Source organism: Carnimonas nigrificans ATCC BAA-78 (genome assembly GCF_000526695.1).
In the GTDB taxonomy this organism is placed as follows: Bacteria; Pseudomonadota; Gammaproteobacteria; order Pseudomonadales; family Halomonadaceae; genus Carnimonas; species Carnimonas nigrificans.
In genome coordinates this window covers 139,508-164,110 of the sequence record NZ_JAGO01000015.1, presented here as the reverse complement: position 1 = coordinate 164,110, position 24,603 = coordinate 139,508, and the positions used below count along the sequence as shown (strand labels likewise).

The 24,603-nt window shown below is 55.2% G+C and carries 24 protein-coding genes; 9 read left to right on the top strand and 15 right to left on the bottom strand.

What is annotated here, in order from left to right:
* Positions 1–66 precede the first annotated feature (66 nt).
* The gene (locus tag L881_RS0110665; RefSeq protein ID WP_025733684.1) at positions 67–354 is read left to right on the top strand and encodes a YciI family protein; all 288 of its coding nucleotides are present in this window, start codon (positions 67–69) and stop codon (positions 352–354) included.
* A 278-nt stretch (positions 355–632) separates the two neighbouring features.
* Positions 633–1,583 (top strand): aromatic amino acid DMT transporter YddG, encoded by a 951-nt coding sequence (yddG, locus tag L881_RS0110660; RefSeq protein WP_025733683.1) that lies wholly within the window; start codon positions 633–635, stop codon positions 1,581–1,583.
* A gap of 68 nt (positions 1,584–1,651) precedes the next feature.
* Here the strand turns inward: yddG and L881_RS0110655 are convergent, their stop codons facing one another.
* From L881_RS0110655 to L881_RS0110640, 4 genes are all read right to left on the bottom strand, one after another.
* Positions 1,652–1,975, bottom strand: coding sequence for a diacylglycerol kinase (locus L881_RS0110655; protein WP_245587967.1), 324 nt, complete (start codon positions 1,973–1,975; stop codon positions 1,652–1,654).
* A gap of 64 nt (positions 1,976–2,039) precedes the next feature.
* On the bottom strand, positions 2,040–2,783 hold the full coding sequence (locus L881_RS0110650) for an aspartyl/asparaginyl beta-hydroxylase domain-containing protein (RefSeq protein WP_025733681.1): 744 nt from the start codon (positions 2,781–2,783) through the stop codon (positions 2,040–2,042).
* A 51-nt stretch (positions 2,784–2,834) separates the two neighbouring features.
* Positions 2,835–3,560 carry a nucleoside/nucleotide kinase family protein gene (locus L881_RS0110645; protein WP_025733680.1) on the bottom strand — a complete coding sequence of 242 codons (726 nt, stop codon included), beginning with the start codon at positions 3,558–3,560 and terminating at the stop codon, positions 2,835–2,837.
* Positions 3,561–3,631: 71 nt separating this feature from the next.
* Positions 3,632–4,366, bottom strand: a complete 735-nt coding sequence (locus L881_RS0110640) for a nucleoside/nucleotide kinase family protein (RefSeq protein ID WP_025733679.1) — start codon at positions 4,364–4,366, stop codon at positions 3,632–3,634.
* Positions 4,367–4,544: 178 nt separating this feature from the next.
* Here L881_RS0110640 and L881_RS0110635 point away from each other — a divergent pair, with 178 nt between their 5' ends.
* A complete protein-coding gene (locus L881_RS0110635; protein WP_025733678.1) occupies positions 4,545–5,288 on the top strand; it encodes a nucleoside/nucleotide kinase family protein in 744 nt (247 codons plus the stop codon).
* A gap of 20 nt (positions 5,289–5,308) precedes the next feature.
* Entirely contained in the window at positions 5,309–6,469 is a 1,161-nt protein-coding gene (locus tag L881_RS0110630; RefSeq protein ID WP_211238916.1) for a hypothetical protein, read from the top strand.
* Positions 6,470–6,492: 23 nt separating this feature from the next.
* On the opposite strand, the gene L881_RS0110625 is transcribed toward L881_RS0110630, so the two are convergent.
* From L881_RS0110625 to L881_RS0110605, 5 genes are all read right to left on the bottom strand, one after another.
* Positions 6,493–7,335 carry a hypothetical protein gene (locus L881_RS0110625; protein WP_025733676.1) on the bottom strand — a complete coding sequence of 281 codons (843 nt, stop codon included), beginning with the start codon at positions 7,333–7,335 and terminating at the stop codon, positions 6,493–6,495.
* A gap of 226 nt (positions 7,336–7,561) precedes the next feature.
* Positions 7,562–8,746: a serine palmitoyltransferase gene (gene spt, locus L881_RS0110620; protein ID WP_025733675.1), complete on the bottom strand. Its 1,185-nt coding sequence runs from the start codon at positions 8,744–8,746 to the stop codon at positions 7,562–7,564.
* The gene (locus L881_RS0110615; protein WP_025733674.1) at positions 8,743–8,997 is read right to left on the bottom strand and encodes an acyl carrier protein; all 255 of its coding nucleotides are present in this window, start codon (positions 8,995–8,997) and stop codon (positions 8,743–8,745) included. The genes spt and L881_RS0110615 overlap by 4 nt, the downstream gene beginning before the upstream one ends.
* Complete coding sequence (locus L881_RS0110610; protein WP_025733673.1) at positions 8,994–9,977, bottom strand: NAD-dependent epimerase/dehydratase family protein; 984 nt, start codon at positions 9,975–9,977, stop codon at positions 8,994–8,996. The genes L881_RS0110615 and L881_RS0110610 overlap by 4 nt, the downstream gene beginning before the upstream one ends.
* 40 nt (positions 9,978–10,017) lie before the next feature.
* Positions 10,018–11,796 carry a fatty acyl-AMP ligase gene (locus L881_RS0110605; RefSeq protein WP_025733672.1) on the bottom strand — a complete coding sequence of 593 codons (1,779 nt, stop codon included), beginning with the start codon at positions 11,794–11,796 and terminating at the stop codon, positions 10,018–10,020.
* A 783-nt stretch (positions 11,797–12,579) separates the two neighbouring features.
* On the opposite strand from L881_RS0110605, the gene lptF reads away from it, so the two are divergent.
* Together lptF and lptG are read left to right on the top strand one after the other, a co-directional pair.
* Entirely contained in the window at positions 12,580–13,644 is a 1,065-nt protein-coding gene (lptF, locus tag L881_RS0110600) for an LPS export ABC transporter permease LptF (RefSeq protein ID WP_025733671.1), read from the top strand.
* Positions 13,644–14,711: an LPS export ABC transporter permease LptG gene (gene lptG, locus L881_RS0110595; protein ID WP_025733670.1), complete on the top strand. Its 1,068-nt coding sequence runs from the start codon at positions 13,644–13,646 to the stop codon at positions 14,709–14,711. Before lptF ends, lptG begins: the two co-directional genes overlap by 1 nt.
* 213 nt (positions 14,712–14,924) lie before the next feature.
* Here the strand turns inward: lptG and L881_RS0110590 are convergent, their stop codons facing one another.
* A complete protein-coding gene (locus L881_RS0110590; protein WP_025733669.1) occupies positions 14,925–16,082 on the bottom strand; it encodes an FUSC family protein in 1,158 nt (385 codons plus the stop codon).
* Positions 16,082–17,143 (bottom strand): HlyD family secretion protein, encoded by a 1,062-nt coding sequence (locus L881_RS0110585; RefSeq protein WP_025733668.1) that lies wholly within the window; start codon positions 17,141–17,143, stop codon positions 16,082–16,084. The genes L881_RS0110590 and L881_RS0110585 overlap by 1 nt, the downstream gene beginning before the upstream one ends.
* Positions 17,144–17,296: 153 nt before the next feature.
* Here L881_RS0110585 and L881_RS0110580 point away from each other — a divergent pair, with 153 nt between their 5' ends.
* Complete coding sequence (locus tag L881_RS0110580) at positions 17,297–18,214, top strand: LysR substrate-binding domain-containing protein (RefSeq protein ID WP_025733667.1); 918 nt, start codon at positions 17,297–17,299, stop codon at positions 18,212–18,214.
* 704 nt (positions 18,215–18,918) lie between these two features.
* On the opposite strand, the gene L881_RS13470 is transcribed toward L881_RS0110580, so the two are convergent.
* Positions 18,919–19,308, bottom strand: a complete 390-nt coding sequence (locus tag L881_RS13470) for a hypothetical protein (RefSeq protein ID WP_156926551.1) — start codon at positions 19,306–19,308, stop codon at positions 18,919–18,921.
* 372 nt (positions 19,309–19,680) lie between these two features.
* On the opposite strand from L881_RS13470, the gene eco reads away from it, so the two are divergent.
* On the top strand, positions 19,681–20,193 hold the full coding sequence (eco, locus tag L881_RS0110565) for a serine protease inhibitor ecotin (protein ID WP_025733665.1): 513 nt from the start codon (positions 19,681–19,683) through the stop codon (positions 20,191–20,193).
* A gap of 17 nt (positions 20,194–20,210) precedes the next feature.
* Here the strand turns inward: eco and L881_RS0110560 are convergent, their stop codons facing one another.
* From L881_RS0110560 to L881_RS0110550, 3 genes are all read right to left on the bottom strand, one after another.
* Positions 20,211–20,774, bottom strand: a complete 564-nt coding sequence (locus tag L881_RS0110560) for a hypothetical protein (protein WP_034579315.1) — start codon at positions 20,772–20,774, stop codon at positions 20,211–20,213.
* A gap of 42 nt (positions 20,775–20,816) precedes the next feature.
* Positions 20,817–21,707 (bottom strand): hypothetical protein, encoded by an 891-nt coding sequence (locus L881_RS0110555; RefSeq protein ID WP_156926550.1) that lies wholly within the window; start codon positions 21,705–21,707, stop codon positions 20,817–20,819.
* Positions 21,708–22,393: 686 nt separating this feature from the next.
* Positions 22,394–23,287, bottom strand: a complete 894-nt coding sequence (locus L881_RS0110550; protein WP_025733662.1) for a LysR family transcriptional regulator — start codon at positions 23,285–23,287, stop codon at positions 22,394–22,396.
* A 147-nt stretch (positions 23,288–23,434) separates the two neighbouring features.
* Here L881_RS0110550 and L881_RS0110545 point away from each other — a divergent pair, with 147 nt between their 5' ends.
* The gene (locus tag L881_RS0110545) at positions 23,435–24,508 is read left to right on the top strand and encodes an alkene reductase (protein WP_025733661.1); all 1,074 of its coding nucleotides are present in this window, start codon (positions 23,435–23,437) and stop codon (positions 24,506–24,508) included.
* The last annotated feature ends 95 nt before the right edge of the window (positions 24,509–24,603 follow it).

The window sequence follows — 24,603 nt, the reverse complement described above, 5'->3', positions numbered from 1 at the left end:
GCACGATTACCGCTACCGTTAGCAGCAACGTCGATTGTCATTCAGCCAATAACGAGGGAGACGCTTATGTATGTCATAGAACTGACCTTCACCTGCCCTGTTGATGAAGTACAGCCACAGGTAGTGCCGCACCTTAACTATCTTGATGAACACTATGCGAAGCAGCATTTTATTGCGTCAGGAGCCAAGAACCCGCGCGATGGCGGCATTATCCTTGCTAATGGCAAGCTCTCTCGTGACGAGCTGGATGCCATTATCAGCGAAGATCCTTTCTACAAGCACAAAATGGCGGACTACCGCGTCATCGAATTTGTGGTGGATAAATATGATCCCGCCATCGAGTCGCTTCTGTAAGGAATTCCCCCCACTGCCGCTGCTCAGCAAAAGATAACCGCAGCGGCGGTGCCCCTTCTCAGCCGATGTGTGACCAGCAAGCGTTATAAAAACGTTCCCATCGTTTGAGACGCTGCCGAAAATAGCGACTACTACGAATGCAGTACGCCTTTCCACGAGAAACGGCGCTTCCACGCATTGGGGACGCCAGGGCAACGTGATACCTTTTACTACGGCATGAGGCATGGCCCCTCTCCCATCCGAAATAATTGATAACGTTTCAGCGGCAGGTAATTTTGATGAATCAGAGCACGCGATATACCGCGATTGGGCTATGTGCAGTGCTGCTGTGGAGCCTGCTGGTGGGACTCCTCAGGGTAGTGGCCGACGAATGGGGGGTTGTCGGTGGTGCTGCGCTGGTTTACACCGTGGCATCCGCGCTGCTGTGGGTGATTGCCAGGCCGCCTGCGCTCACGCAGTTTCCACGCCGCTATCTAGTCGTAGGGTGCGCACTTTTTGTATGTTATGAGCTGTGTTTGTCGCTTTCGATTGGTTACGCCAATAACAGCCGGGAAGCCATTGAAGCGGGAATGATCAATTATCTGTGGCCGGCGGTTACCATGGTCATGGCGGTAATCTTCAATAAACAGCGTGCCAGCCTTTTGATGCTGCCAGGTATCGGGCTTGCCTTGCTGGGTGTCTTCCAGGTACTGGGAGGCGATCATGGCCTCAGCATCACCACTCTGTTCGCTCATTTGCAAAGTAACCCTACCAGCTACCTGCTGGCCCTCGCGGGCGTTTTCATCTGGTCAACCTACTGCACCATCACCGTACGAATGTCAGGAGGCGCCAATGGCATTACGCTCTTTTTCAGCGCTACCGCTATTGTGCTATGGGCAGGATTTTTACTGGGAAACAGTAGTTTCAATGCGGTCACGCTCCATGGCATAGGCTACCTGCTGGCCGCAGGCGCTGCGCTGGGGCTTGGCTATGGCGCGTGGAATCTGGGCATGCTGCGTGGCAATATCACGCTGTTGGCGGGAGCGTCGTACTTCATTCCGGTTATCTCAGCGCTGCTGGCGGCAATTATGCTCAGCGCATCGCTAACCGCGGCCTTCTGGCAAGGGGCAGGACTGGTCGTGCTCGGGTCAATTCTGTGCTGGGTATCGACCCGCCAGGGGCAGCGACGCATGGCAAAACGCCACTCCTCTGAGGAGAGCATCGCCGCTTATTCCGAAGAAAAGCAGTAGCGTACCCTGCGGTGCTTTAGTGCCCTGCGGTGTTTTAGTGCTAGAACGTTGTCGCAACCGCAATGCCGCTAAATCAAGCGCATGACAATAAAGCTGCCCCACACCAATAGCGTAATCGCAATGCTGATCATTACCGCACCAGCCGCCAGATCCTTGGCACGGCCCGACAGTTCATGATGCTCGCTGCCAATACGATCCACCACGGCCTCGACAGCGGAGTTGAACAGCTCGCAGACCATTAGCTGCAACACGCTAATGACCAGAATCAGCCACTCGACCACGCCGTGTGCCAGCCAAAAGGAAGCGATAAAAAGCGGCACAAACAGCACCACTTCCAGACGAAAAGCCTCTTCGAAGCGCCATCCGTCGCGCAAGCCGTAGCATGAATACATAAATGCGCGCCTAAGGCGCGCAATACCTGAATAATTCTGTTTCATAGCATTCCGATACCAACCATCAGTGACGGTTGCGATTTTTGTTCCACGCAGCCACGTTCTTGATCGGCTGCTTAACGAAGGGGCTGGCGGCAATCAGGGCAAACAGAATGCGGTTGACCACAGTGCCCACCTTATCCATCGGGCGGTCGATATCGAGGAAGAGCACGGCACGATATTCATCGGTATCGTTGCGAACTTCATGCTCGTAGAAGTCGTCGAACAGTACCACCTTGCCCTCTTCCCAGTGCAGATACTCGTTATCAACACGCAGCCACACCTTGTCAGCCTGCTCAGGCACTTTCAGGCCAAGGTGCGCACGCACCACTGCTCGGGTAGGGCCACGGTGCGGCTCGATATGGTAGTGCGGCTTGAGAATGGAAAACATCGCTGTACGCATGCCCGGCAGCTTGTCGAGGATCGCAGCGGTATTGGGGCAGATGGCACAGTTGTCATCCACCCGCTGGCCATAGACGTAAAAGCCAAAGGTTTTCCAGTTATCGCCCTTGGAGATACGCTTCTGATCCGGCGATAGCTGGTGGAACGCAGGAATATCTTCAGGATGCTCAAGCAGGTGATCAAGCTCCTTGCGGATTTCCGGATAGGCAGCCTCAAGCTCGGGCACCCAGTCAAATATGTTGTTATCAAGTCGTGGCGTGGTCGGCACCAGCGAATGACGAGTCTGGAATTCACCGTTCCAGCGCAGAAAGCGCTTGCCCAGCTTGACCAGCCACTCGCGCCAGAAAGGACGTTTGCGTTCACTCATGATATCCCCCTGTTTTATCTACTTGCTGTTCTCACCGCTCCAGTCAATGATCTAGCAGGAGCTGGCTTTATTATGATCGCTCAGCGCAAAGCGGTGAATCGCCTCAAGCGCTCCCGCGACAACATCGTCATAGGATGCACGCGCATCGAGATCAATGATACGCGCTCCATTGTAATTCAATTGAGACATCACCGAGATCTTTTCCTGCAACTCTTCAGCATCATGATCGGGTTTGCGCGCGCTGGCGGTTTCCAGATCAATATCAAGACGAATAATCAGGCTGGGCTGAATCTTCTCAAGCTGCTGATAAATGTGGTGCTCGCGCTCCGCCATACGGCGCTTCCAGCCCGGCGAGACGCGCTGGATACCGATGCCAGGGCCATCAAACCGAAAGCCTTCGATCTGCGCCTGCGGATAGCGGTCGGCAATCACCAGCGTGCCACTTTCAGCAAGACGACACACTTTGCGCAGATTACCGGCGCGCCATTTGGAAAAGCCGTACATCACCAGCACCGCAAGCCAGGAAGGCTGCCGCGTGCGGAGGTTTTGCACCTTGGCGGTCTTGGCGGCCAAACGCCGCTCCAGCCAGGTGCCTATCAGAGGCAATTTCTTGATCTTGTCGCCCGACTCGCCGGAAACCAGCCCCAGATAGCGCCACTCGGTGGGGCGCTCCTGCTGCAAGCGCGCCACCAAATCGTGGGTCAGAGTAGACTTCCCCGTGCCATCGCACCCCACTACCGCCACCAGCCCGTTTACCACTGTGCAATGGTCAGTCATCTGTCGTGGTCGCGAAGAGGGTGGCTCAGGCTCGGTAGTAGCGGCTGCTAAAGCAGAAACAGTTTTATCATTCATACGCTTGAAGAAGTAGAGATGGCGCAACGGGGGTCGAGCCTGGCGATGGCTTCCAGAGATACCTGCAACACTTCCTGCGCAGGTCTGCGGCCATCAATATCAAGGATGGGCGCACCGTTAAAGGTGAGCGTCGGAATCACATCCAGCTTTTGGCGCAAGGCTTCCCTCTTGTGGTCGGGTTTACGCTGATGCGCCGTGTCGATATCCACATTGAGGCGGATCAATAATGCAGGAAGGTGGCCCGCCATCCATTGATAAAGCGTCTGCTCATGGCGGCGCAGCATGGCGACCCACCAATTGCCCCCTTCGGTTTTCGACAATTGCGGCCCATCAAAACGGAAGCCGGCCACCTCGGCCTGCGGATAGCGATCGGCAATGATGAGTGTGCCGCGCCGCGCCTTGCGCAGCATCCGCTTGAACTTGAACAGACGCCAGCGCGACAGCAGATAAATGACCAGCGCAGTGACATTGCCCGGCGGCGTGCTCGGTTTCTCGTGCACGCTATCGGATTTTTTCAGCAGATAACGACCAAAGGGGCCACCGATCACGGGCAGCTCCTGAATCCACTCGCCAATACGCCCTGATGACTGGCCCAGATAAACAAATTCTGCGGCGCACTTGTGCGCTAACTGTTTTTCCAGCGCGGCGGTCAGCGTCGACTTTCCCGAGCCATCACAACCGGTTACGGCGATGACACCCGGCACGCAAGAAGGAGACTTCGCAGCACTCATAGCAACTCAATATAGTTCTAGAAACGTCAAATACGCAGCAAACCACGCTCATTTGAGGTAAGCGCGGTACAATAAGCAGCAATTCATCATGGCCTTCAACGTTTAACCTCCAATATCGCTGAAAGTTCCTTAATGATATATTTCTTAGTTGAAACTTAATAGCACGGTGACAGAATCAATGCATTCCTCAATCGCGCCCATCATTGCCGTGATCGGCTGCGATGGCTCGGGTAAATCGACCGTCTGCGAACACCTCACTTCATGGATTGAGGGATTCGGCCCCGCTCAGCAGGTCCATCTGGGCAAGCAGTCGGGTAACGTCGGACGGGCTATCGCACAATGGCCCATTGTTGGCGGCTTTCTGCACAGAAAAATCGACAGCAAAAGCAAAAAAGCCAACACCAGCATGGATAAGCGCAAGCTCCCTGATCTGCTCCCTGCTCTTGTCATGAGCGCCTTCACCATACGCCGCTTGCGCCGCTTCAAGCGCATGCTCAAGCTGCGTGAAGAAGGCAATATCATCGTGGCGGACCGTTACCCGCAAACGGCCATTGACGGTGCCTACGATGGCCCGCGCTTCCCGCGCAGCGACGAAGGCAGTGCCATTGTACGCGCCCTGGCGCGCCATGAGCGTAAAGCCTTCGACTGGATGACCAGTGTACGCCCTACCCTGGTAGTACGCCTGAACGTTGATCTTGATGTCGCCTGCGCCCGCAAGCCTGACCACCAGCGCGCAGCCCTGGCACGCAAGATTGAGGTTACCCCCCAGCTCAGCTATAAAGGCGCTCCCATTGCTGACATTGATACCAATCAGGCGCTTGATAAAGTGCTGGCTGATGTCGAAGAAGCAGTCACAAAGGTCATGGAAGCGCAGGGCTATCACCTGCATGATAACACCTCTGCAAACCGGAAAACGGCCTAACTATCTACATGGAGTCTCCTTTGAGCGATAACGCCCCCTTGCGAATAACCCCTGTGGATGGCAAAGCCGATCTCAAGACGTTCATTACGTTGCCCAGCCGTCTATTCAATCGCGATCCTGCCTGGGTAGCGCCGCTTGCGCTTGAGCGTCGCCTGCACCTGACCCCCAAAACCAATCCGTGGTTCGAGCATGCCGACTTTCAGGCATGGATCGCGTGGCGCGGCAATACACCGGTCGGCAGAATCTCGGCCCAGGTCGATCGTCTGGCGCTGGAGACGCATCAGGATGCGACCGGTTTCTTCGGTATGCTTGACGCTGAAGATTCCCGGGAAACCTTCGCAGCACTGCTCACCACCGCTGAACAGTGGCTTGCCGAGCGCGGCATCCAGCGCGTTCGCGGCCCCTTCAGCCTGTCGATCAATGATGAAGTCGGCCTGCTGATCGACGGCTTTGATACCCCGCCGATGTTCATGATGGGCCATACCGCGCCTTACAGCGGGCCTGCCGTTGAAGAGTGCGGTTACACCAAGGCGATGGATCTGCTCGCTTATATTGTCGATACCAGCGAATTCAAGACCCCCAGGGTGGTGCAGTGGCTGCTTGGCAAGGCCACGGGCGAGATCAACGTTCGCCCGATGAACTTCAAGAAATTCGATGAAGAGCTTGTGACGGTACGTGAAATCTTCAACGATGCCTGGTCGGATAACTGGAGCTTTGTGCCGTTTACCGATGAGGAGTTCAACGATCTGGGCAAAACGCTGAAAATGCTGCTGTCGCCGGATCTGATTCAGATTGTCGAAGTGGATGGCGAAGCGGCCGCCTTTATTGTGGCGCTGCCCAACCTGAACGAAGTCATCAAGGATTTCAACGGCGGCCTGCTGCCCTTCAACTGGGCGAAGCTGCTGTGGAAACTCAAGGTGAAATTCCCGACGACGGCAAGGGTACCGCTGATGGGCGTGCGCAAGAAGCACCACAACACGCTCGGCCCCGCGCTATCCTTTCTGGCCATTGAAGCCGTTAAACAGCAGCTCGTTGATCGTGGTGTCAGAAAAATCGAGATGTCATGGATTCTCGAAACCAACAACGGCGTGCGCGGCATTATCGAATCAATCGGCGGTGAGGTGTACAAGACCTACCGCGTGTATGAAAAGACACTGTCCACGCCAGCCATTAACGCCTAACCCGCTATTACCGTCGAGCCGCGCTAGTCGCGGCTCATCGCTCCCACCAGCTGCTCAAGACGCCAGCGCACATCTTCACTGAGCGACTCGTTATCGTCATACGCGCGCTCTCCCTTCAGCGTCGCCTCGATAATTTCATCATGACGATCCCCCATCAAACCGTTGATGGCGGCCATAAACCGCGACATGCGCCTTGCCACCTCATTGTCAGGATAGAGCGTGCGGAAGGTGTCGTAATAGGCGACCTGCTGGCTCACAATCTTGCGGGTATCGTGGAAGCGCTTGCCATCAAGCACCGGTGATGCAATCGAGGGCGCAAGGCTTTGGAAACAGCGCTGACGGTAGTCGCAAATGGCGCTGGCACTATCAAGCGGCAAGCGGCAGGCATCACGCCGCATCAACGCCCAGACCGGCGGCAGCAGTAGCTGGCGTATCTTGCGAATACAGCGGTCCAGCTCAGCCTGATGCCCACCGCGAAACGCATCCTGCAGCTTGCCCATCATCACCGTAGTGCGATGCAACCGCCAGCCACATTCATGATTCTTGCTGAACAGGCGCTGGGCGAAACGCAGATGCTTGAACTTGGCCCGTATCGCTTTGAAACGCCGGCGCTCATCGGGCGTCAGGTCGCCGTGCTGCTTCAACGACATCACCAGTTCCAGCAGCGCACGGCGCGATACTCCATCGAGCCAGAGCTGCAAACACAGCGAGTAACACTGACGAATCTGTTGATCATTGGCACACAGCAGCGCGCCGCTGTCAGGCAATGACACCTGCTCATCAACCACATCATCGACTTCGATGGCGGCGAATAGCTGCTCAAGCGTATGCTGCGGAAAGTGTTGCCACCGGGACTCGGCACTCATCGAGAGGCTCCGTAGGCTAAAAGGCGTAAGTACGTATGACGCAACATGCACGTGGCTGCTGCTGTTATATAAAACACAGGGGAATGACTCTCACGGCTCATACAAGCACGTGACCAGATATCAACCGCGGAGTTCTCAACGCCAGCGCTGACAGGATCATCATGATCAGGCACGCAACCAGCAAAAAGAGGCGGTAGGGACACATAATTCCCTACCGCATATGGCGCTAGCTGTTACGGCTGCGCCACTCACCAAACGCATTGCAGAGCGCATCGATTTGCGCCGCCGAGTGAGCTGCACTGACGCTGCAGCGTAGCAGTGACTCCGAACCCGGCGTAGCGGGCGGCACCATCAGGTTAACGTAGACCCCGGCCTTCAACAGGTAATCCCACATGCTGAGCGCTTCGGACTTATCGCCGATCACCACCGCCACTACCGCGTTAACCGGCGCTCCCAGCGTGAAGCCGAAGGATTTCAGGCCATCGTGCAGACGCGTGGCGTTGTTGTGCAACCGTTTGCGCAGGTCGCTGCCCTTATCAAGCAGCTTGAGCGCCGCTCGCGTTGCCGCGATGGTGGCGGGCGGAAGGGATGCGGTGAATACGTAAGGGCGACTGGCATAGCGCAGTACCGCCATGTTATCGCTGCTGCTAACACAGAAGCCGCCAGTATTACCCAGGCTTTTACTGAAGGTACCGACGATAAAATCGACCTCATCAAGGACGTCAGCTTCTTCTACAACACCGCGGCCGCGCTCGCCCAGCACACCCAGTGAATGCGCTTCATCCACTATCAGTCGGGCGCCAAATTCATTTTTGACGCGCACAAATTCTTTCAGCGGCGCGCGATCGCCCAGCATGCTGTATACGCCTTCGACCACGATCAGCGCATCAGCGGCAGCCTCGCCCAATCTACGCAGGCGTTTAGCCAGATCTTCATAATCGTTGTGGCGGAAGCGTATAACGCTGGCACCACTTAGCTGGCATCCATCGTAAATACTGGCATGGCTATCTGCATCAATGAAGACGGTGTCACCCGGCCCAGCGATGGAGGAAATAGTGCCCAGATTCGCCTGATAGCCGGTAGAGAAGACAATAGCATCGCTTTTTTCATAAAAGGCTGCCAACTCTCTCTCAAGCTCGCGATGGCATGCGTAACTGCCATTCGCCATTCGCGAGCCGGTGGTACCGGTACCCTGTTCCTCAAGAGCCTTCTTCGCCGCTGCCACACAATCGGGGTGAAAGGTCAGCCCCAAATAGTTGTTGGTACCGGCCAGGATGGTAGGACGCCCTTGAATGATGCCACCGGTAGGCGACACGATCTCTTCGATCTCTACCGCAAACGGATCTACACCAAACTCAACCAGCTCCTGGTGAGCAGCTTCTATACTTGCCAGACGCTGATTGCTTTTCATGAATGACCGCTCATCAACTGCTCGATCTGGTTAGCCAGGTCTCCTACCGTTTTGATATCGGCCATTGCATTGACCGGGATAGAGATATCGAAGGCATCCTCAAGTTCCAGCAGCATGTTCATTACCTGCATCGAATCAAGCGCCAGCTCACCCGTAAGTTCGGTATCTTCGGTAATCTGCTCGACGCCCTTGTCTTTGACCAGCGGCGTTAGCACCTTGATGATCTCTGTCACAATATCTTGATGGTTCATTGCACGTTTCCAGAAGCATGGGAAGGAGAAAGTTGAAGCGTTTTGGCAAGTCCAGCCGCAAAGCGGACCTGCGGGCTCCACTCAAAGGTATGGCGGAAGGGAGTGCTATCGCATACCCAATCATTGTGAGTAAGCTCGCCCACCTTGCCTGGTGACAGCATGGGGGCGTAGCGAAACAGGCGAGCAGCCGCCAGATTGCCGGCCGCAATACCTTTGAGCAGGGCTACCGGCACATGTACCTGTCGAATTGGCCTGGAGCGCTGACATACCTGGGACACCGTCTCGATAAGAGTGTTCCAATCATAACCGCCAGACTGACCATCATCGACTTCATAAATATCACCGCTACGGCGGGTATCACCGCCCAGCCAGGCCAGCATGGCAGCGACCAGATCATCGACATAAATCAGCGAAAGACGGCCAGCGCCACTGCCCGGTATTAGCGCCCAGCCACGCTGCATGCTGCGGAAAAGCGGCAACATTTCACGGTCGCCGGGGCCATAGACCGCCGGAGGGCGCAGCGCGATCCAATCCAGCGTATCGGTAAACCGCACCAGCACCTGCTCGCCCTCGCGCTTGCTCGCCGCGTAGTGGGAGAGCTGCGGCTCGCGTGCCGCCAGCGATGACAGCGACAACAGACTCTGACAGTTGGCACGTTGGCAGGCTTCTGCCACTGCCTGCACGCCCGCCACATTCACGGCATCAAAATCCGCACGGGAAGCACCACGTACCGCGCCCGCGCAATGAATCACCGCAGCGGCGCCATCCAGCAGGGCATCCAACGCCTGCGCATCATCAAGGCTGCCAGCAACCCACTCCAGATCGTTGCTCGCCGCATATTCACGCCCCGGTCGGGGGCGATACAGTGCGCGCGTGCGATACCCCGCCTGCGCCAGCCGCTTGATCAGCGTCGATCCGATAAAGCCGGTGGCCCCTGTCAAGGCCACCAACTGACGTGTGTCGTGGTTCGCTTCGATCATACCTGATGGATCGCCATTCCATATCTATCGCAAGGCATTGCTAGACTGCGCGACGTACACCGTCAGCGCCTTTATCACCGTTCTTTTCTGCTTCGCGACGCTTCAGATAACCAACGCGCGTGCCGGAGCGCGACAGCTTGCCAGAAGATGTACGCGGCAGCGTGTGACGCGGCACCAGCTCCACCAGACAGGTGATGCCAAGCTCTTCATACACTTCGCGACGCAGCGACTGCACCAGTTCGGTACGCTCACTCTCTTCGAGATTATTGCACTGCACTACCACCACTGCCTGTTCACTGCCTTGTTCAGTCACGATCCCGAAGGCTGACGCATCACGGGAGCGGATATTGGGCTGGCGTTCGGCAATGGCTTCGATATCCTGCGGCCAGATATTACGGCCATTGATAATAATCATGTCCTTGTGACGCCCGGTCACGACGATTTCACCGTCGCTGAGATAACCGATATCACCGGTATCGTACCAACCGTCTGCTGACAGCACTTCCGCCGTTGCTTCAGGACGCTCGAAGTAGCCCGTCATCATGCTTGGCCCGCGAATCAGGATACGCCCGACCCCGAGTTCAGCCAATGCAGTGCCTTGCTCGTCAACAATCTTGACTTCATGGTCGGGAATCGGCTTGCCGCAGCGCACAAAGCCGCGCCCGGTGCCTGCATCCACGAATTTGACCTTGAGCTCTTCTGTCAGCTCATCAGGGTCGATCCAATCGACCTCATACGGTTTGTCTCTGGGAGCGAAGCTGACCGCCAGGGCATTTTCCGCCATACCGTAGGAAGGAATAAATGCCTCGGGCTTGAAGCCACACGAAGCAAATACCGAACAAAAGCGATCAAGTACCGCCGGGCTGATCGGCTCCGCTCCAACACCTGCAACACGCCACTTCGAAAAGTCGTACCCTTCGACATCCGCCGGACGCACGCGCTGGGCACACAGCTCGTAACCGAAGGGAGGGCCGTAGGTCACGGTCGCCTTGTTGGTGCTGATAAGCTCCAGCCAGCGGCGCGGGCGCATGGCAAATTCGCGCGTATCAATGAAATCAACCGAACGCTGGCTTGAGACAACGGTAAGAAGACAACCTATCAGCCCCATGTCGTGATAAAACGGCAGCCATGAAACGAAACGATCATCTTCGTTCATGCCGACACCGTACATCGACGAGCCATACATGTTGGCGCTCAGCGCACGCTCGGTCACCATGGCGGCCTTGGGGAATCCGGTACTGCCGGAGGTGAACTGCATATAGGCAGTTTCATCGGGGCCGGTAGGTGACAGCGCTGCATCGCTGAGAGGCAGTTCGCGGAAGGCTGCGGGCGTACCACAGAAGGCGATATCAACGCCCTGCACCGCTTCTTCAGCGAAGCCGATAAATTCGTTGGAAGCAACGACGATGGATGCCCCTGCGCCTTTCAACATGCCGCGCATTTTCTCAACGTAAGCAGCATGCCCTCCCAGGTTAACCGTGGCAGGCAGCGCTACCGGCACTAAACCGATGTACTGACAGGCAAAGAAGAAGCGCAGGAAGTCAGGCGTGGTTTCTCCCACAATGGCAACCCGCGCACCACGCGGCAGCTCCAGCGACAGCAATCGCTGCGCCAGTTGCTGTGCATCGGTACGCAGCTCTGAATACGGCAATACCGTATCGAGCTTGCCACGCACATAAAAATTGGCACCAGTGACACCTTTAGCGGCGTAGTCAAGCGCTTCCGCGAGTGTCGCAAAATCAGAGCGACGCAAGGGAAGCGTGTTACGAGTGGGTGTCACCGATTGGGCGGGTGACACGCAAAACGCTTCAGAACTCATTTGTTCAGCAATGCCTTCTCAAAACGATGGCATGGCTCTCTTGCGCTACTGGAAACCAGAGTCGACATGCCTTTATGATAAAATTGTGAAAGTAGAAAACCGGGCATCAAAATCACCCTACCACGTTGAACGTCAACTCTTTGTGAACTATTCAGTTAGGGCGATGGGATAGTGATGGCAACTGGGATCTACTGGGCTCAATTGGCCTATTATAATGCAAGCAGGGGGTAACCCCCCAATTTTAGCCTACAATTACACGGCACCTTATGCTCCCGCTCCTGACCGCGCGATAGCTTTTACGGAAAGCATGGGCATAACAACCGGCGTAACCACTCCTGTTGCTGCTGGCTTTCTCCATCTTTCCATGCCTCGGCGATCACCGTTCTTCAATGGTATCGCGATGCGCCCAGCCTTTTCATCAGGCCATTCGCGCCTCGCTCGAACAACGTTTTGTCGAGGGCATTACCACACGCGAGTTTCATTGTGGGCTTTAAGAAAACGATCATTTTCGCATATTTGCCGAAAAATGGAATGCCCCTCCCCCCGCTCTACCGGCCACCATGCGCAAACCATTCACAATTCATGGTGTGAATGAGACACAAGCCATGGCACTTCTGTATCATTGCGTTGTCTTGAAAAAGGCCATGTTAATTTTTCGCGCTGAATGCGCGGGCCACAGTACCCAGCACGCACTTCGCCGTTAACGCTACACCGCTGATACGGCTTGTATTGCGTCAGGCCACGCGCAACCACACGCATCATGAGACAGTACAGGATACCAATTTGATCATCTTTCGTTATTTGGTCCGCGAGATCCTGATCACCATGCTGGCGGTAACAGCCGTGCTGGTGCTGGTGGTGGTCGGCAGTCAGTTTATCCGCTTCTTTTCAGACGCAGCCGATGGTGATTTCCCCATCACCCTGGTAGGCAACATGATGCTCTATCAGTTGCCCAGCTTTATGCAGCTGATTTTGCCGATGGCCTTTTTCCTCGGCTTCCTGATGGCATTCGGGCAGCTTTATCTCAATAGTGAAATGACCGTACTGCAAGCGTGCGGCTACAGCCCTAAGCGGCTGTTCAAAATCGCGCTGTGGCCGTGTCTGCTCACTGCATTGATCGTCGGGCTGTGCTCGCTATGGCTCACCCCTGCCGGTATGTCCGGCAATACCCGTATGCTCAACGAACAGGCTTCGCGGCTTGATTTCAGCGTCCTCACGCCCGGTCGCTTCCAGGAAATTGGACAGGGGCGAACGGTCTATGCCGCCAGCCTGGGTGATCGCCACAGCACGCTGCACAATGTCTTTATCAGTGAAGAGCACAATGGACGGCGCGTTATATCTCGCGCTGAAACCGGCTATCAGTACACCTCCCCCACCAACGCGCGCTATCTACAGTTGGCAAATGGCTACCGGTACGAGGTAACACCAGGCAGTGCCAGCGCCGATCAGATGCAGTTCTCGACCTATTCGTCGCTGCTCAAGGCAAACCCTGCCAGCATTGATGACGATGATCTCTCCATGGTATCGACAGCCGAGCTTATCGCGATGGATAACCATCAGGGCTACGGTGAGCTTCAGTTTCGAATCAGCATCATTCTGATGCTCCCGATTCTGGCGCTGCTCGGTATTTCATTATCGAAGGTGAATCCGCGTCAGGGCCGCTTCGCCACCCTGCTGCCGGCGCTGATTCTGCATGTCATCTATATTCTTTCGCTGATTACCGCCAACAATATGATCCAGGCGGGTCGACTATCGCCGTGGGTCGGTATGTGGCCTATCCACCTTGTTTATCTGCTGCTTGGCTGGTGGCTGTTCCGTCGCACCTTCGGCCGTCAGGGAGCCCGTTAATGTTCAGTCGTTTTGATCGCTATATTGCACGCAATGTATTTACCGCGATGCTCGTCACGGAAGTGGCGCTGGTGGCGCTGAATCTGGCGATTGTCTTTATCGACAAGCTGGATGGTATGGAAGGCAACTACGGGGTCTTCGAATCCTTCGTCTATCAGTGCCTGCGACTGCCATGGCGTCTGTATGAATTCGCTCCGCTTGCGGTATTGCTGGGCGGACTGATCGGACTGGGCAACATGGCGGCCAGTAATGAGCTGACCGCCATGCGCGCCGCAGGTGCGTCGATCACCCGACTGACGCTAGCCGCATTGAAGCCAATGCTGGTGGTCAGCGTTATCGTCATGGCAATGGGTCAGTGGCTAGTGCCCAACGCGGAGCAGCTCGCGCAGTCCTATAAATCCGAGAAGCAGCAAAGCAGCGATGTTGCTTCTATCAGCGGCGGCGCCTGGGAGATCGACGGCGATACCTTCTTCAATTTCGGCGGTATTCGGCTCGATAACTCGCTGGTGGGCATTGAGCGCCTCGAATTTGACGGCAGCAAGCTGCGCTCCATCAGCTATGGCGCGCGCGGCGAATGGGATGCCGACAAGCAGAGCTGGCATATCGAAGATATCCAGACCACAAGCTTCCATGACGATCACACCACGGCGGAGCATCAGGATTCCGCCGAGTGGAAAACACGCTTCGATCCGGAATTTATCAGTCAGCTGATTCTGGACCTGGATACCCATTCGATCAGCGGCCTGTGGCAGCTAGCCCACTATCAGGACGCTCAGGGCGTGAGCAGTAACTCTGCCTGGCTCTATTTCTGGCAGAAGATCCTGCAACCGTTCTCGTTTATCAGCCTCATGCTGGTGGCTGCATCCTCGGTGTTCGGCCCGCTGCGTTCCAAAAGTGCAGGCACTCGTATCTTCATCGGCATTATCGTGGCGCTGTGCGTGAAGTACCTACAGGATCTGCTCGCCCCTGCGTCGCTGCTGTTTGGGTTTCCACCGCTATGGGCGGTGCTTATTCCCATATTGCTATGCGTAGCGGCGGGGATGTACCTATTCAGGCGCAACGGCTAGGCGTCACGAGCGTTTCTCTCCCCCGTTACCGTCCAGCCTGACCGGAATAACCTTCTGGAAGGGCTGGACTTCTCCTCAAAAGCGCGTCTTGTACGTTCTCTCTGCTCTCTACCCGTAGCTCACTTGAGCAGCAGGTATAGCGAACCGCGACGAAAGCTCTGCTACGCTGCAACCCTCGGATTCCTGCCCTTCAATCTTCGTGCTTCTTCATGCCTATGTCTGGGAATGAACGCCATGGCGCGCTCGGTACCTGGCCAATGACCACTCCACCGGCCAGCACTCCAGAATGCAGTAAACGCTAACAGCCCCAAAGATGATCCCGACCAGACGGTCCAGCCCCAGCGAAATACTCGTCGCCGGTGCCCCCATCTGAATGTAGGTCGTCATGAAGGCGAGCGCGAACTGCGTGCCCACATAATTGATCTTCGCCTCGCCATGCTCGATTTGTGAGCCAATCAGAATACCTGCCGTCAGCACCAGCGGCGTTACCAGTGCATTCTGCTCGAAAAGGCCCAGCATCAGCATGCCGAAGGCACTTCCCAATATGCACCCCGCCAGACGGTGCGCCATACGGGTATGAACCACCCGATGAGCACTTTTGTAGACGTTATCGGAGGTTGTCATCATCACCACAAAGGTGGTCGTTAACTGCTGCGTCAGATTGGTGTCGTGATTCAGATTGGCGAAGCTGGCAATCAGCGGTTGCAGCGCCACGACAATTCCCACTCTGGTGGCATAACCGACCAGTATCCAGTGCTGCGTGAGCCACGCTTCGTTGAACAGGAATTTCGCTCTGAAAGGATGACCGCTGGTGGACTGACAGGTAATTCTGGCGGGCTGGGCACCGGCACGAATGGCCGCAATCAACAGGCAGGCACCAGTGCCAATGACAATCTCGGCTACCCGAGTTTCAGCAAAATTGAACACATCATCAGGTGAAGTCAGCCCATAAGCCATCACCATGCTGGTCGTTAAAAAGAAGAACAGCCACGCATAGGAGTAACGGCTAAAGAAACAGTGCATGAAGGTGAGCCAGGCGACCACAAAGATAAACGCCATCATCACTATCGGGTAATCCGCCGATAATGCAGCCCCCACCAGCCCCAGCAAAGCGCCCAGCACAGTCCCCAAAACACGATGGGCACCGCGTTTGAACGACACGCCGATATCGGTACGCATGACCATGAAGCCGCTGAAACCGGCCCACACCAGATCATCAAGCTGAAGCAGCGTAGCGACGCCGATAGCCATCACTACCGAGGCACAGCGCCATAAGGCAAACTGAAAACGTTCTTCCCTGACACTGAATGAGCGCAGCTCCTGATGAAAGGCAGCGGGCGTATCGCGCAGCTCTTTCCATATCGTTTTCATCAGTAAAACGCCACCACACGGGCATCGGACCCCGCCACGGCATGAGGCGGAAGTTGATCGAAGGTCAAACGGACGGGGATACGCCGTGACAGCCTGATCCAATCCACGCTTGGATCAACATAGGGCACCAGTTTCTCCCGATGCCGCTCACGGGAAATGGCGTAGGAGATGCCTTGAACATGCGCCTTGTAAAAATGCCAGGGGTCAGCATCCACCCATACCCACACCGTCTGACCCGGTGAAAAGTGGCGTACAAAGTACTCCTTGTAGTTAGCCATCACCCGCCAGTTCCCCTGAGAGACCTCCGCCATCACGCTATCGTGGGATTCTGCGGTATCGCCCTCTTCAAGCGTCATATGTGTGATAACGCCATCCTGAGCCGCATACAGACGGGTACGGCTCAATCGCCACTGCGCCCGCCCTAGGCTCGCCTGCGCCGAAGTCAACTGCGCCTGATGCAACTTGAGCGTTCCTTCAGCCTCATCCAGATCGGCCCTGCTGGAGGAAGCCGCTGCTGCTGCCTGCTGCTGGACAGCGCGCTGCTGATCTAGCTGTTGCGTTGCATAAGCCCCGCGCTGCCACAGGTTCTGGGCACGGGTCAGGTTATGATTCGCCAGCGTAAGTTCGGCCTGATCGCTGGTGTGGTGACTTCGCGCACTTTCAATGGCTGCCTTATCGACGGCTACCTGCGCTCGCGCACTTTCAAGCGCGCCTTTGGCACTCTCGACCTGCAAACGGTACTCGGAATCATCCAGCGTAAAGAGCAGATCACCGCGCTTCACCTGCTGGTTATCCTGTACGTAAACGTGATCAACCTTGCCGGTAACCTCGGGAGCCACCTCAACAACATTGGCATCAACATAAGCGTCTGATGTATAGGCAATAAAGTAGCTTCCGCCCCATAACAGCAGCAGGAAGACCACAATGATCGTAATAAAGCGAATAACCTGAAAACGGTAACTACGCGCAATGGCCGTTTGCTCCCGCGCGGCATCGGCAGCGGCCTGCTGCTCCGAGGTTGACTTCTGATCCTGCGAGGCTTGTTTGGATTCGGTGCTCACACCACCCACCTTCTGAATTTATCAATTACGCACTTCGCGGTTCGTGATAAACACGGAAAGTACGGCAAGGGCGGTTATGGTGATTGAGCCTTCTTAACAAATAAAATAATATCTTTTTGATTATTGATAACATTTTCTGATTAAATATAAAAAATGCCTTTAGAATCAAGAGCGCTGCGCTATTTCGTGATACTCGCTGAAGAACTTCATTTTGGCCGCGCAGCCGCCCGCCTGAATATCGTGCAGCCCGCACTCTCCGCCCAGATCAAGACACTGGAAACGTCGCTGGGCACGGTACTGCTCCACCGCAGTCGGCGGCATGTCGAGCTAACCGCGGCGGGAGAACGCTTTCTCATTGAAGCGCGCCGCGCCGTGACGCAACTCGATCATGCAGAAGAAGTCGGCAGGCAGGTAGCGCTGGGCAGAGCGGGAGTGCTTAATATCGGTTTCGTCGGCTCAGCCCCCTTTGCCAAATGCCTGCCCTGGGTGATTTCCCGCTTTCGTCACACCTGGCCCGATGTCGAGCTGTCGCTGCAAGAGCAGAATGCCGACGATCAGATGCAGCACCTGCACGAGAGAACCCTTGATGTAGGCTTCGTCAGGCTGCCGCTGCCCGGCTCACTGGAAGGGCTGCAACTGCTCAAGCGAGTGCGCGAATCCATTATGGTTGCAGTGCCTGTCACTCATCCGCTGGCAAACGCACCGCAATTGAGGCCGAGCGATCTGGTCAACGAAACCTTCGTAGCGGCAATGTCCCATGAAAGTGCCGGCTGGGCGGCCACCCTGCGCCAAATCGGTATTGATAGCGGCGGCACCTCGCCTCGCATCATTCAATCATCGCCGCACCTGGCTACCGTGGTCAGTCTGGTAAATGCAGGGTTAGGCATCGCGCTGGTGCCCGACTCGCTGCATTCCCTCGATTTCGACAATGTTCGTTATATCCCGCTGGAAGGCGATCGCTACAGCTCTGATGTAGCAGTCCTTATGCGCGAGGAGCCTTCCACGCCGCTGATCGCCAACTTCCTTACCATTCTTGACCAGTTCGACACTCACAGCACGGAAGGTGTGTAGAAAAAGGGAAGTCATGTAAATACGACCCTCTTAATCGTAATCAGTTAATAACTTGCTTATACATAAAGATAAATTACGAGCACGGTTATAAACATAACAATCCAGGATACCGATTATCAGGAAACATTATGAAGATAACGATAATCGTGCTGGACATACGATTCAAACCTATGCATACGGAAACTATATTTAACATATATTTACAAATAAATAAACCAGTATCTATTTCTCTCAAAGCCGATGAAACATCCCACGAGCAATCCCTCATATCCATGTCAGGAGTGCTCGTGTCTACTTTTGAATAATGACATGATGAAGTATAATGTGGCTCTACCTTGCTCCCATAAATAATACCAGACTCGCCCATACGTGCTTCAATATTCTGGTCATAGGGAAGTTCAATACGATATATTGCGCTCGGCGGCAATCAGGAAAGCACACATCCAGTAGAGGAGATGGATAAGATACCGAAGGCGAATATTGATAGCATTCAAACTGTCATCAATGTTTCAACAGGTTTATTTTTGTGAATATATGCAAACGGCATAACTGATAAAGCCACTAACTGGATGGCTCTGATGCGCCCTCAAGCGTGAAGGCATAACCAGGAATGTCAAAAAAATTAAATAATACTTATTTTATCTTGAGAGTTAATTTTATGGCCTGTATTTCAAGGGGAATTATTTTTATTTCGCTCCTTTTAATTACATCGGTAGTTCAAGCACAGAGTTATCAATGGCAAGAGCAGCGGCGACAAGAACAGTGGCAAGAACATCAGCAACGGCGGCAAGAGCAGTGGCAGGAGCGGCAGAGGCTGCGACAAGAGCGGCAACGACAGCAGCAAGAGCGGCAAAGGCAACGACTAGAGCAACAGCAGCAGCGACGGCAAGCGCATTGGCAACGTCAACAAGAGCATCAACAGCGGCGGCAGGAGCAGTGGCAACGACGGCAAGAACACCAACAGTGGCGTCGACAAGAGCATTGGCAACGAGAGCAAGAACATTGGCAACGTCGCCAGGAAAAACATGAGCGGCGGCGGCAATTATTGAATGATATCTATCAAAGTTTGCGGCCATATTAAGAGCATGGCTCACCCAACGTTAAGTCAATGTTAAGACATGTTCGATGTAATGAGATAATCTCTCACCATCATCACACCCTGTGGCAGTAATACTGCCACAGGGTGTTACATGTATAACCATCGCCATGAACATAGCGGTACTGGCCAGCACTGCCCACCACTTCTACTTCCATAGCCAAAATAATCAGGGCCATAGAGTATTCAGCCCCCGAATGATGGCATTTTTTGTCAATCCCTTACCTTATGACGCTAGATTTAGACATAGCCCCATCAGCAACATTGGGGGGCAAAACGAGAGGTAGCCATAGATTTATTGCCCCAATGATTGCGATAATAAGCCTTCGCAATGCGTCAGGCATTACCTGTTTAGGCCGAGGAAATTCATATGAAACGTTACTTGTTTACCTTGCCCCTACTGCTGGGAGCCACCATGAGTCACGCTGCTGATACCAGCATGTATCCAGCCCCTGCCAAGGGCGAACGTGTGCACGTTATCGAAGTGCCGAAACAGGCTAACGAGAGCGATATGAAGGTGGAAGTGATGCCTGGCAAGCGTCTGAAGGTTGACTGCAACCGGCAGATGCTCAGCGGCTCCAGCGAGCAGCATGATGTGGAGGGCTGGGGATATTCGTACTATCGCGTTTCAAACCTTGAAAAAGGCGGTTCTACGCTGATGGCGTGCCCGGAAGGGTCCGAGAAGCAGCGTTTTGTCGCTGCGCATCACGCGAGCTTTAGCGTCGCCTATAACAGTCAGCTACCGATCGTGGTTTATGCACCTGCCGACGTGGATGTTCGCTATCGCGTGTGGAAGGCAGAACCCAATTGGCACAATAGCGCTGGTAAAAAGCAATTACCGAAAAGTGCTGCCAAACAGCAGAGCACTACCAGCGATCACTGATGGTTGAATAACTCATACTACCGGGCGATCTGATGGAGGGCATCCTGCTCAGGGTGCTCCTCAGCATCGCCCCCTTTTTTGTCTTTCTTTTTAGCGGTGCGCCGCTCGGCTTCCCGCAGCTTTTGATATTGCGCTTCGTTGAGATCAGGGCGCGCCGTTTTCCAGTAGGTATAGGAAGTAAACGGCATAAAGACAATGCTGAGATAGAGCGGCACTACCAGATTGGTATAGTGCGACAGCCACCACGCCAGCAGCGAGATAATCGCTCCGCCAATAACGCCCACCGCAATGTAATGGCGCGAGCTGTTCCAGCGGCAGACAAACATCATGAAATTAAGCGGCACGCACAGCACTACCAGAGCAATGGCCGTCACAAAAGCCACAAGACAGCTTAATAGTGCCGATGCCAACACACCCCACAGAAGACCAACCAGCAGGATGAAAATGCTGTCGGTAGGCTTGTAGATGAAGCCGAGCATTGATTGCGTAAGCGGATAGAACTGGGTCACAAAGGTGATGATCAATGAAATATCAATGATCCTCAGCCAAGCATCAATATAGCCCAACATCACGCGCTTCATGACCCGCCCCCGCTGCCGTACAGAGTTACGCTACCAAATCCTTCATTCCCCTACCTTACCACCTGCCACCACCCGAATGCGTGGTTTCTCGCGTGCAGCACTGGGCGCAGGCAGTTCCTTCTCAGGCTCAGGTGCCATTACCTCATCGAAGGGATGGAGAGAGTGCGGCAGTGCGTCTTCATCTTCGGAGACGATCTGCACCCAATCCGTCACGTCATCTTCATCCGACGTTTTGTTTGTCTCAACCCAGGGCGCTACTTCATGCCGAGTTGCCGTCAGGGTCATTTCCGGCATGGAAGGCTCATCGGGCAGTTCAGCGCTAATGGGGGCAGCCAGCGATTCGTCCGGCCCCTCCTGCTCAATGTCAGCGGCTACCTTGCCTAATGACGGTTCGCGCTCGCTCTTATCTACTGAGCGTGCGTCATGCTGAGCAGGGGGCGTTGATATCGGAACACCGACATCATCATCAGCGTCGCTGGCAGAAGCACCAATATAAGGCTCCTCGCCCTTTGCCGTCACAAAGCGCTCCCGTGGCGCTGACCACACCGCAGGTTCGTGACGTGCCGCCTTCGCTTGAGCCGGTGAAGGAGTGGCGCGCCGAGCACGCTCGCGCTCCTTCGGCGGGGCACGGCGACTTCTTTCATCATTACGTTCTGCACTGGTACGTCTGGCGGCCAGCCAGTGCGTTTTACCGAACAGCGCCAGGAGGTCGCGATAGCAGCGGCTCAACCCTAGCGCCGCCAGCAGCGCAACCACCAGACTGAACAGGGCCATGACATAGCCTGCACCGTTGTGTTCGGTGGTTTCGATCACCACACCCAGCACTATCAGAAGGGCGAAGATCGCAAGCACCGCAACACAAAACAGCCCCGCGGCAGCGCGCAGTTTGCTGTAGGAAGGAGCGCTTGAATCGTTGTTGGAAGACTCTTTCACGTACGAACCTGTTGAGTTGCGAAAATCGGCAAGCAGAGTGTACCAGTAGATATTAGCGAAGGCTTGATCTGAACGCATTTACCGCGCGCTCGGCACAGCGCTGACAAAAGCATCCGGAGTAAATGACAGGAAGGTGTCGTCGGCAAATGTTTTTCATGTCCATTTATCATCCTGGACATTCCACGCGATATCGGCGGCTTAGCGCCGGTTTATGCCGCGAGCTGAAGCTGTCATCTACGCTGGTCACTGCCTGAATCGGCGTTCCCCACACAAAAAAACCCCGGCGTTGAAGCCGGGGTGAACAGGGATTACTGCAAGGGAACTTATCTACTCTGACGATGGAGGCGCGCTATAGTTCCCGCTGTTGCGAAAAAATTTTGCCGCGAGTGCAACATCACTACCGCACCGGTACTTACCCCACCACTGCTGACAGTCGCGAGCGGCATGGCTGTCGTTACAGCGCCGTCACCGCGATGATCAAAACCGCATCAGCCTCACAAGCATGGCGACAGCTACGCGACGCAGAAGAATAGCGACATCGCGCCTCCTTCCATGCGCAGGGACGTTGTTCTTCCTTCTTCCCGCTAATATCCATCCAAGAGCCTGCTAACGCCACGCTCCCCCTCCAACAATCGCTACAAAGTGCCTATAGAAAGCTCATGAAAAGTCATTGGCAACAGAAGCGATTACTCTCTCATCGGATTAAGCTGATCCACCAGAAACAGGATGAATGCCGCCACTCGTCGCGAAGGCTGTTTCCCCCCAGGATATACCGCGTATAGATTGGTATCTTCATGGGAAAACGCATCGAGCGCCGTTTCCAGCCGTCCATTTTCCAGCTCTTCCCTGATATCAATGCTGGAGAGCAGCACCACACCGGCCCCTGCCATCGCCCAGTTTTCCAGCGCACTGCCGTCATTGACCGAGCGATCTCCCGACACGCGCACCGTGGTATCGCGACCATCTATTCGAAAACGCCAATGGCTCATCGGCGAACCGGGACGTGCCAGCACAATACAGTTGTAATTGACCAGCTCACGCGGATGCGCCGGCTTGCCATGGCGCTGCCAGAAGGCTGGCGATGCACAGACGCAGCGCTTGCCCGGCATCAGCAGGCGCGCCGTCAGGGTAGAATCCTTCAATGGCCCCATGCGCAGTGCCACATCCTGCCGCTCGGCTACCAAATCCATATTCGAGTCGCTTAACTGAAGCGCTACCCGCACGTCGGGGTACTCTTTCATAAAGAGATCAATCAACGGTGTGAGCCGATTACGGCCAAAATCGTTGGTCGCCGTCACGCGCAGCTCGCCCTGTACCTTGCCCTTGTCGGAAACGCCATCCAGCACATCGGTCACGTCCGTCAGAATGCGCCGGCATTCGGCCAGAAACAGCTCCCCTTCCTGGGTAAACGATAGCCGCCGCGTGGTACGCACAATCAGCGTCGCCCCTACGCGCTCCTCCAGCGTTTTCAAGGACTGAGTGACGGTTGCCGGAGAGATGGCATTGGCCCGCGCCACTGCCGAAAGGCTGCCCCGCTCCGCAATATCCACAAACAGTCGCAGCAAATTCAGTTGATCCATTATTTAACACAGCTAAAAAGTGGTTTTATATTTCAGGCAATTATTCATTCGAAAAATAGTGCTAAAGTCGAATTCATGCAATCCAGAGGCCGCGAAATGGCGTGCCTCTTTCGCTTTATCATGACTTATCAAAGGCAGGAGACTGATATGACAGACCTGTTCGACCCTATCGAGATTGGCTCCATTCATGCAGCCAACCGCATTGTGATGGCGCCGCTTACCCGTGCGCGTGCTACCCGCGACCATGTACCGACGCCGATCATGGTGGAATACTACAAACAGCGCGCCGAAGCTGGGCTGATTATCTCCGAAGCAACCGGCATCTCGCGTGAAGGACTCGGTTGGCCCTGGGCGCCGGGCATCTGGAGCGACGAGCAGGTCGAGGCGTGGAAGCCTATTACGCAGGCCGTCCACGAGGCAGGTGGCAAGATTGTCTGCCAGCTATGGCATATGGGCCGCCAGGTGCACTCCAGCGTCACCGGCCAGCAGCCCGTTGCTCCTTCGGCCATCGCCGCGCCGGGCCAGATTCATATTTATGAAGGCAAGGCGGATCACGAAGTACCGCGTGAGCTGGAAGCCGCAGAAATTCCACGTCTGCTGGATGACTACGAGAATGCCGCGCGCAATGCGCTGAAGGCTGGCTTTGACGGCGTGCAGATTCACGCTGCCAACGGCTACCTGATTGATGAATTTCTGAAAGACAGCACCAACAAGCGTACCGACAGCTATGGCGGCTCGCCGGAAAACCGTATTCGTCTGCTGCGTGAAGTAACCGAGCGCGTGATCTCAGTAGTCGGCAAGGAGCGTACCGGCGTGCGCCTGACGCCCACCGGTGACACGGTAGGCTGCGTTGATAGCGATCCGGAAGCGGTATTTATTCCCGCCGTGGAAACACTGCAAGCGCTGGATATCGCCTTCCTTGAAATGCGTGAGCCTGGCCCGGATGGCACCTTCGGCAAAACCGATCAGCCCAAGCTGTCGCCCAAAATCCGTCAGGTTTTCCATAAACCGCTGGGGCTTAATCAGGACTATACCCTTGAGGAAGCCCAGCAGGTGGTGCAAAGCGGTGGAGCCGACTTTATTGCCTTTGGCCGTCGCTTCATCTCCAACCCCGACCTGGTGACTCGCTTCAAGGAAGGGCTACCGCTGGCCGACGACAACATCAGCACCTGGTATAGCCAAACCAAAGAGGGCTATATCGACTACCCCACGGCACGTTAATCGCTCCCTATAGCCGTGAAAAAAATGACGCCGGCCAGTGTTTAAGCGCTGGCCGGCGTTATTTTCATGGGAGCTATTGCCCTTCCTGCCGCGTA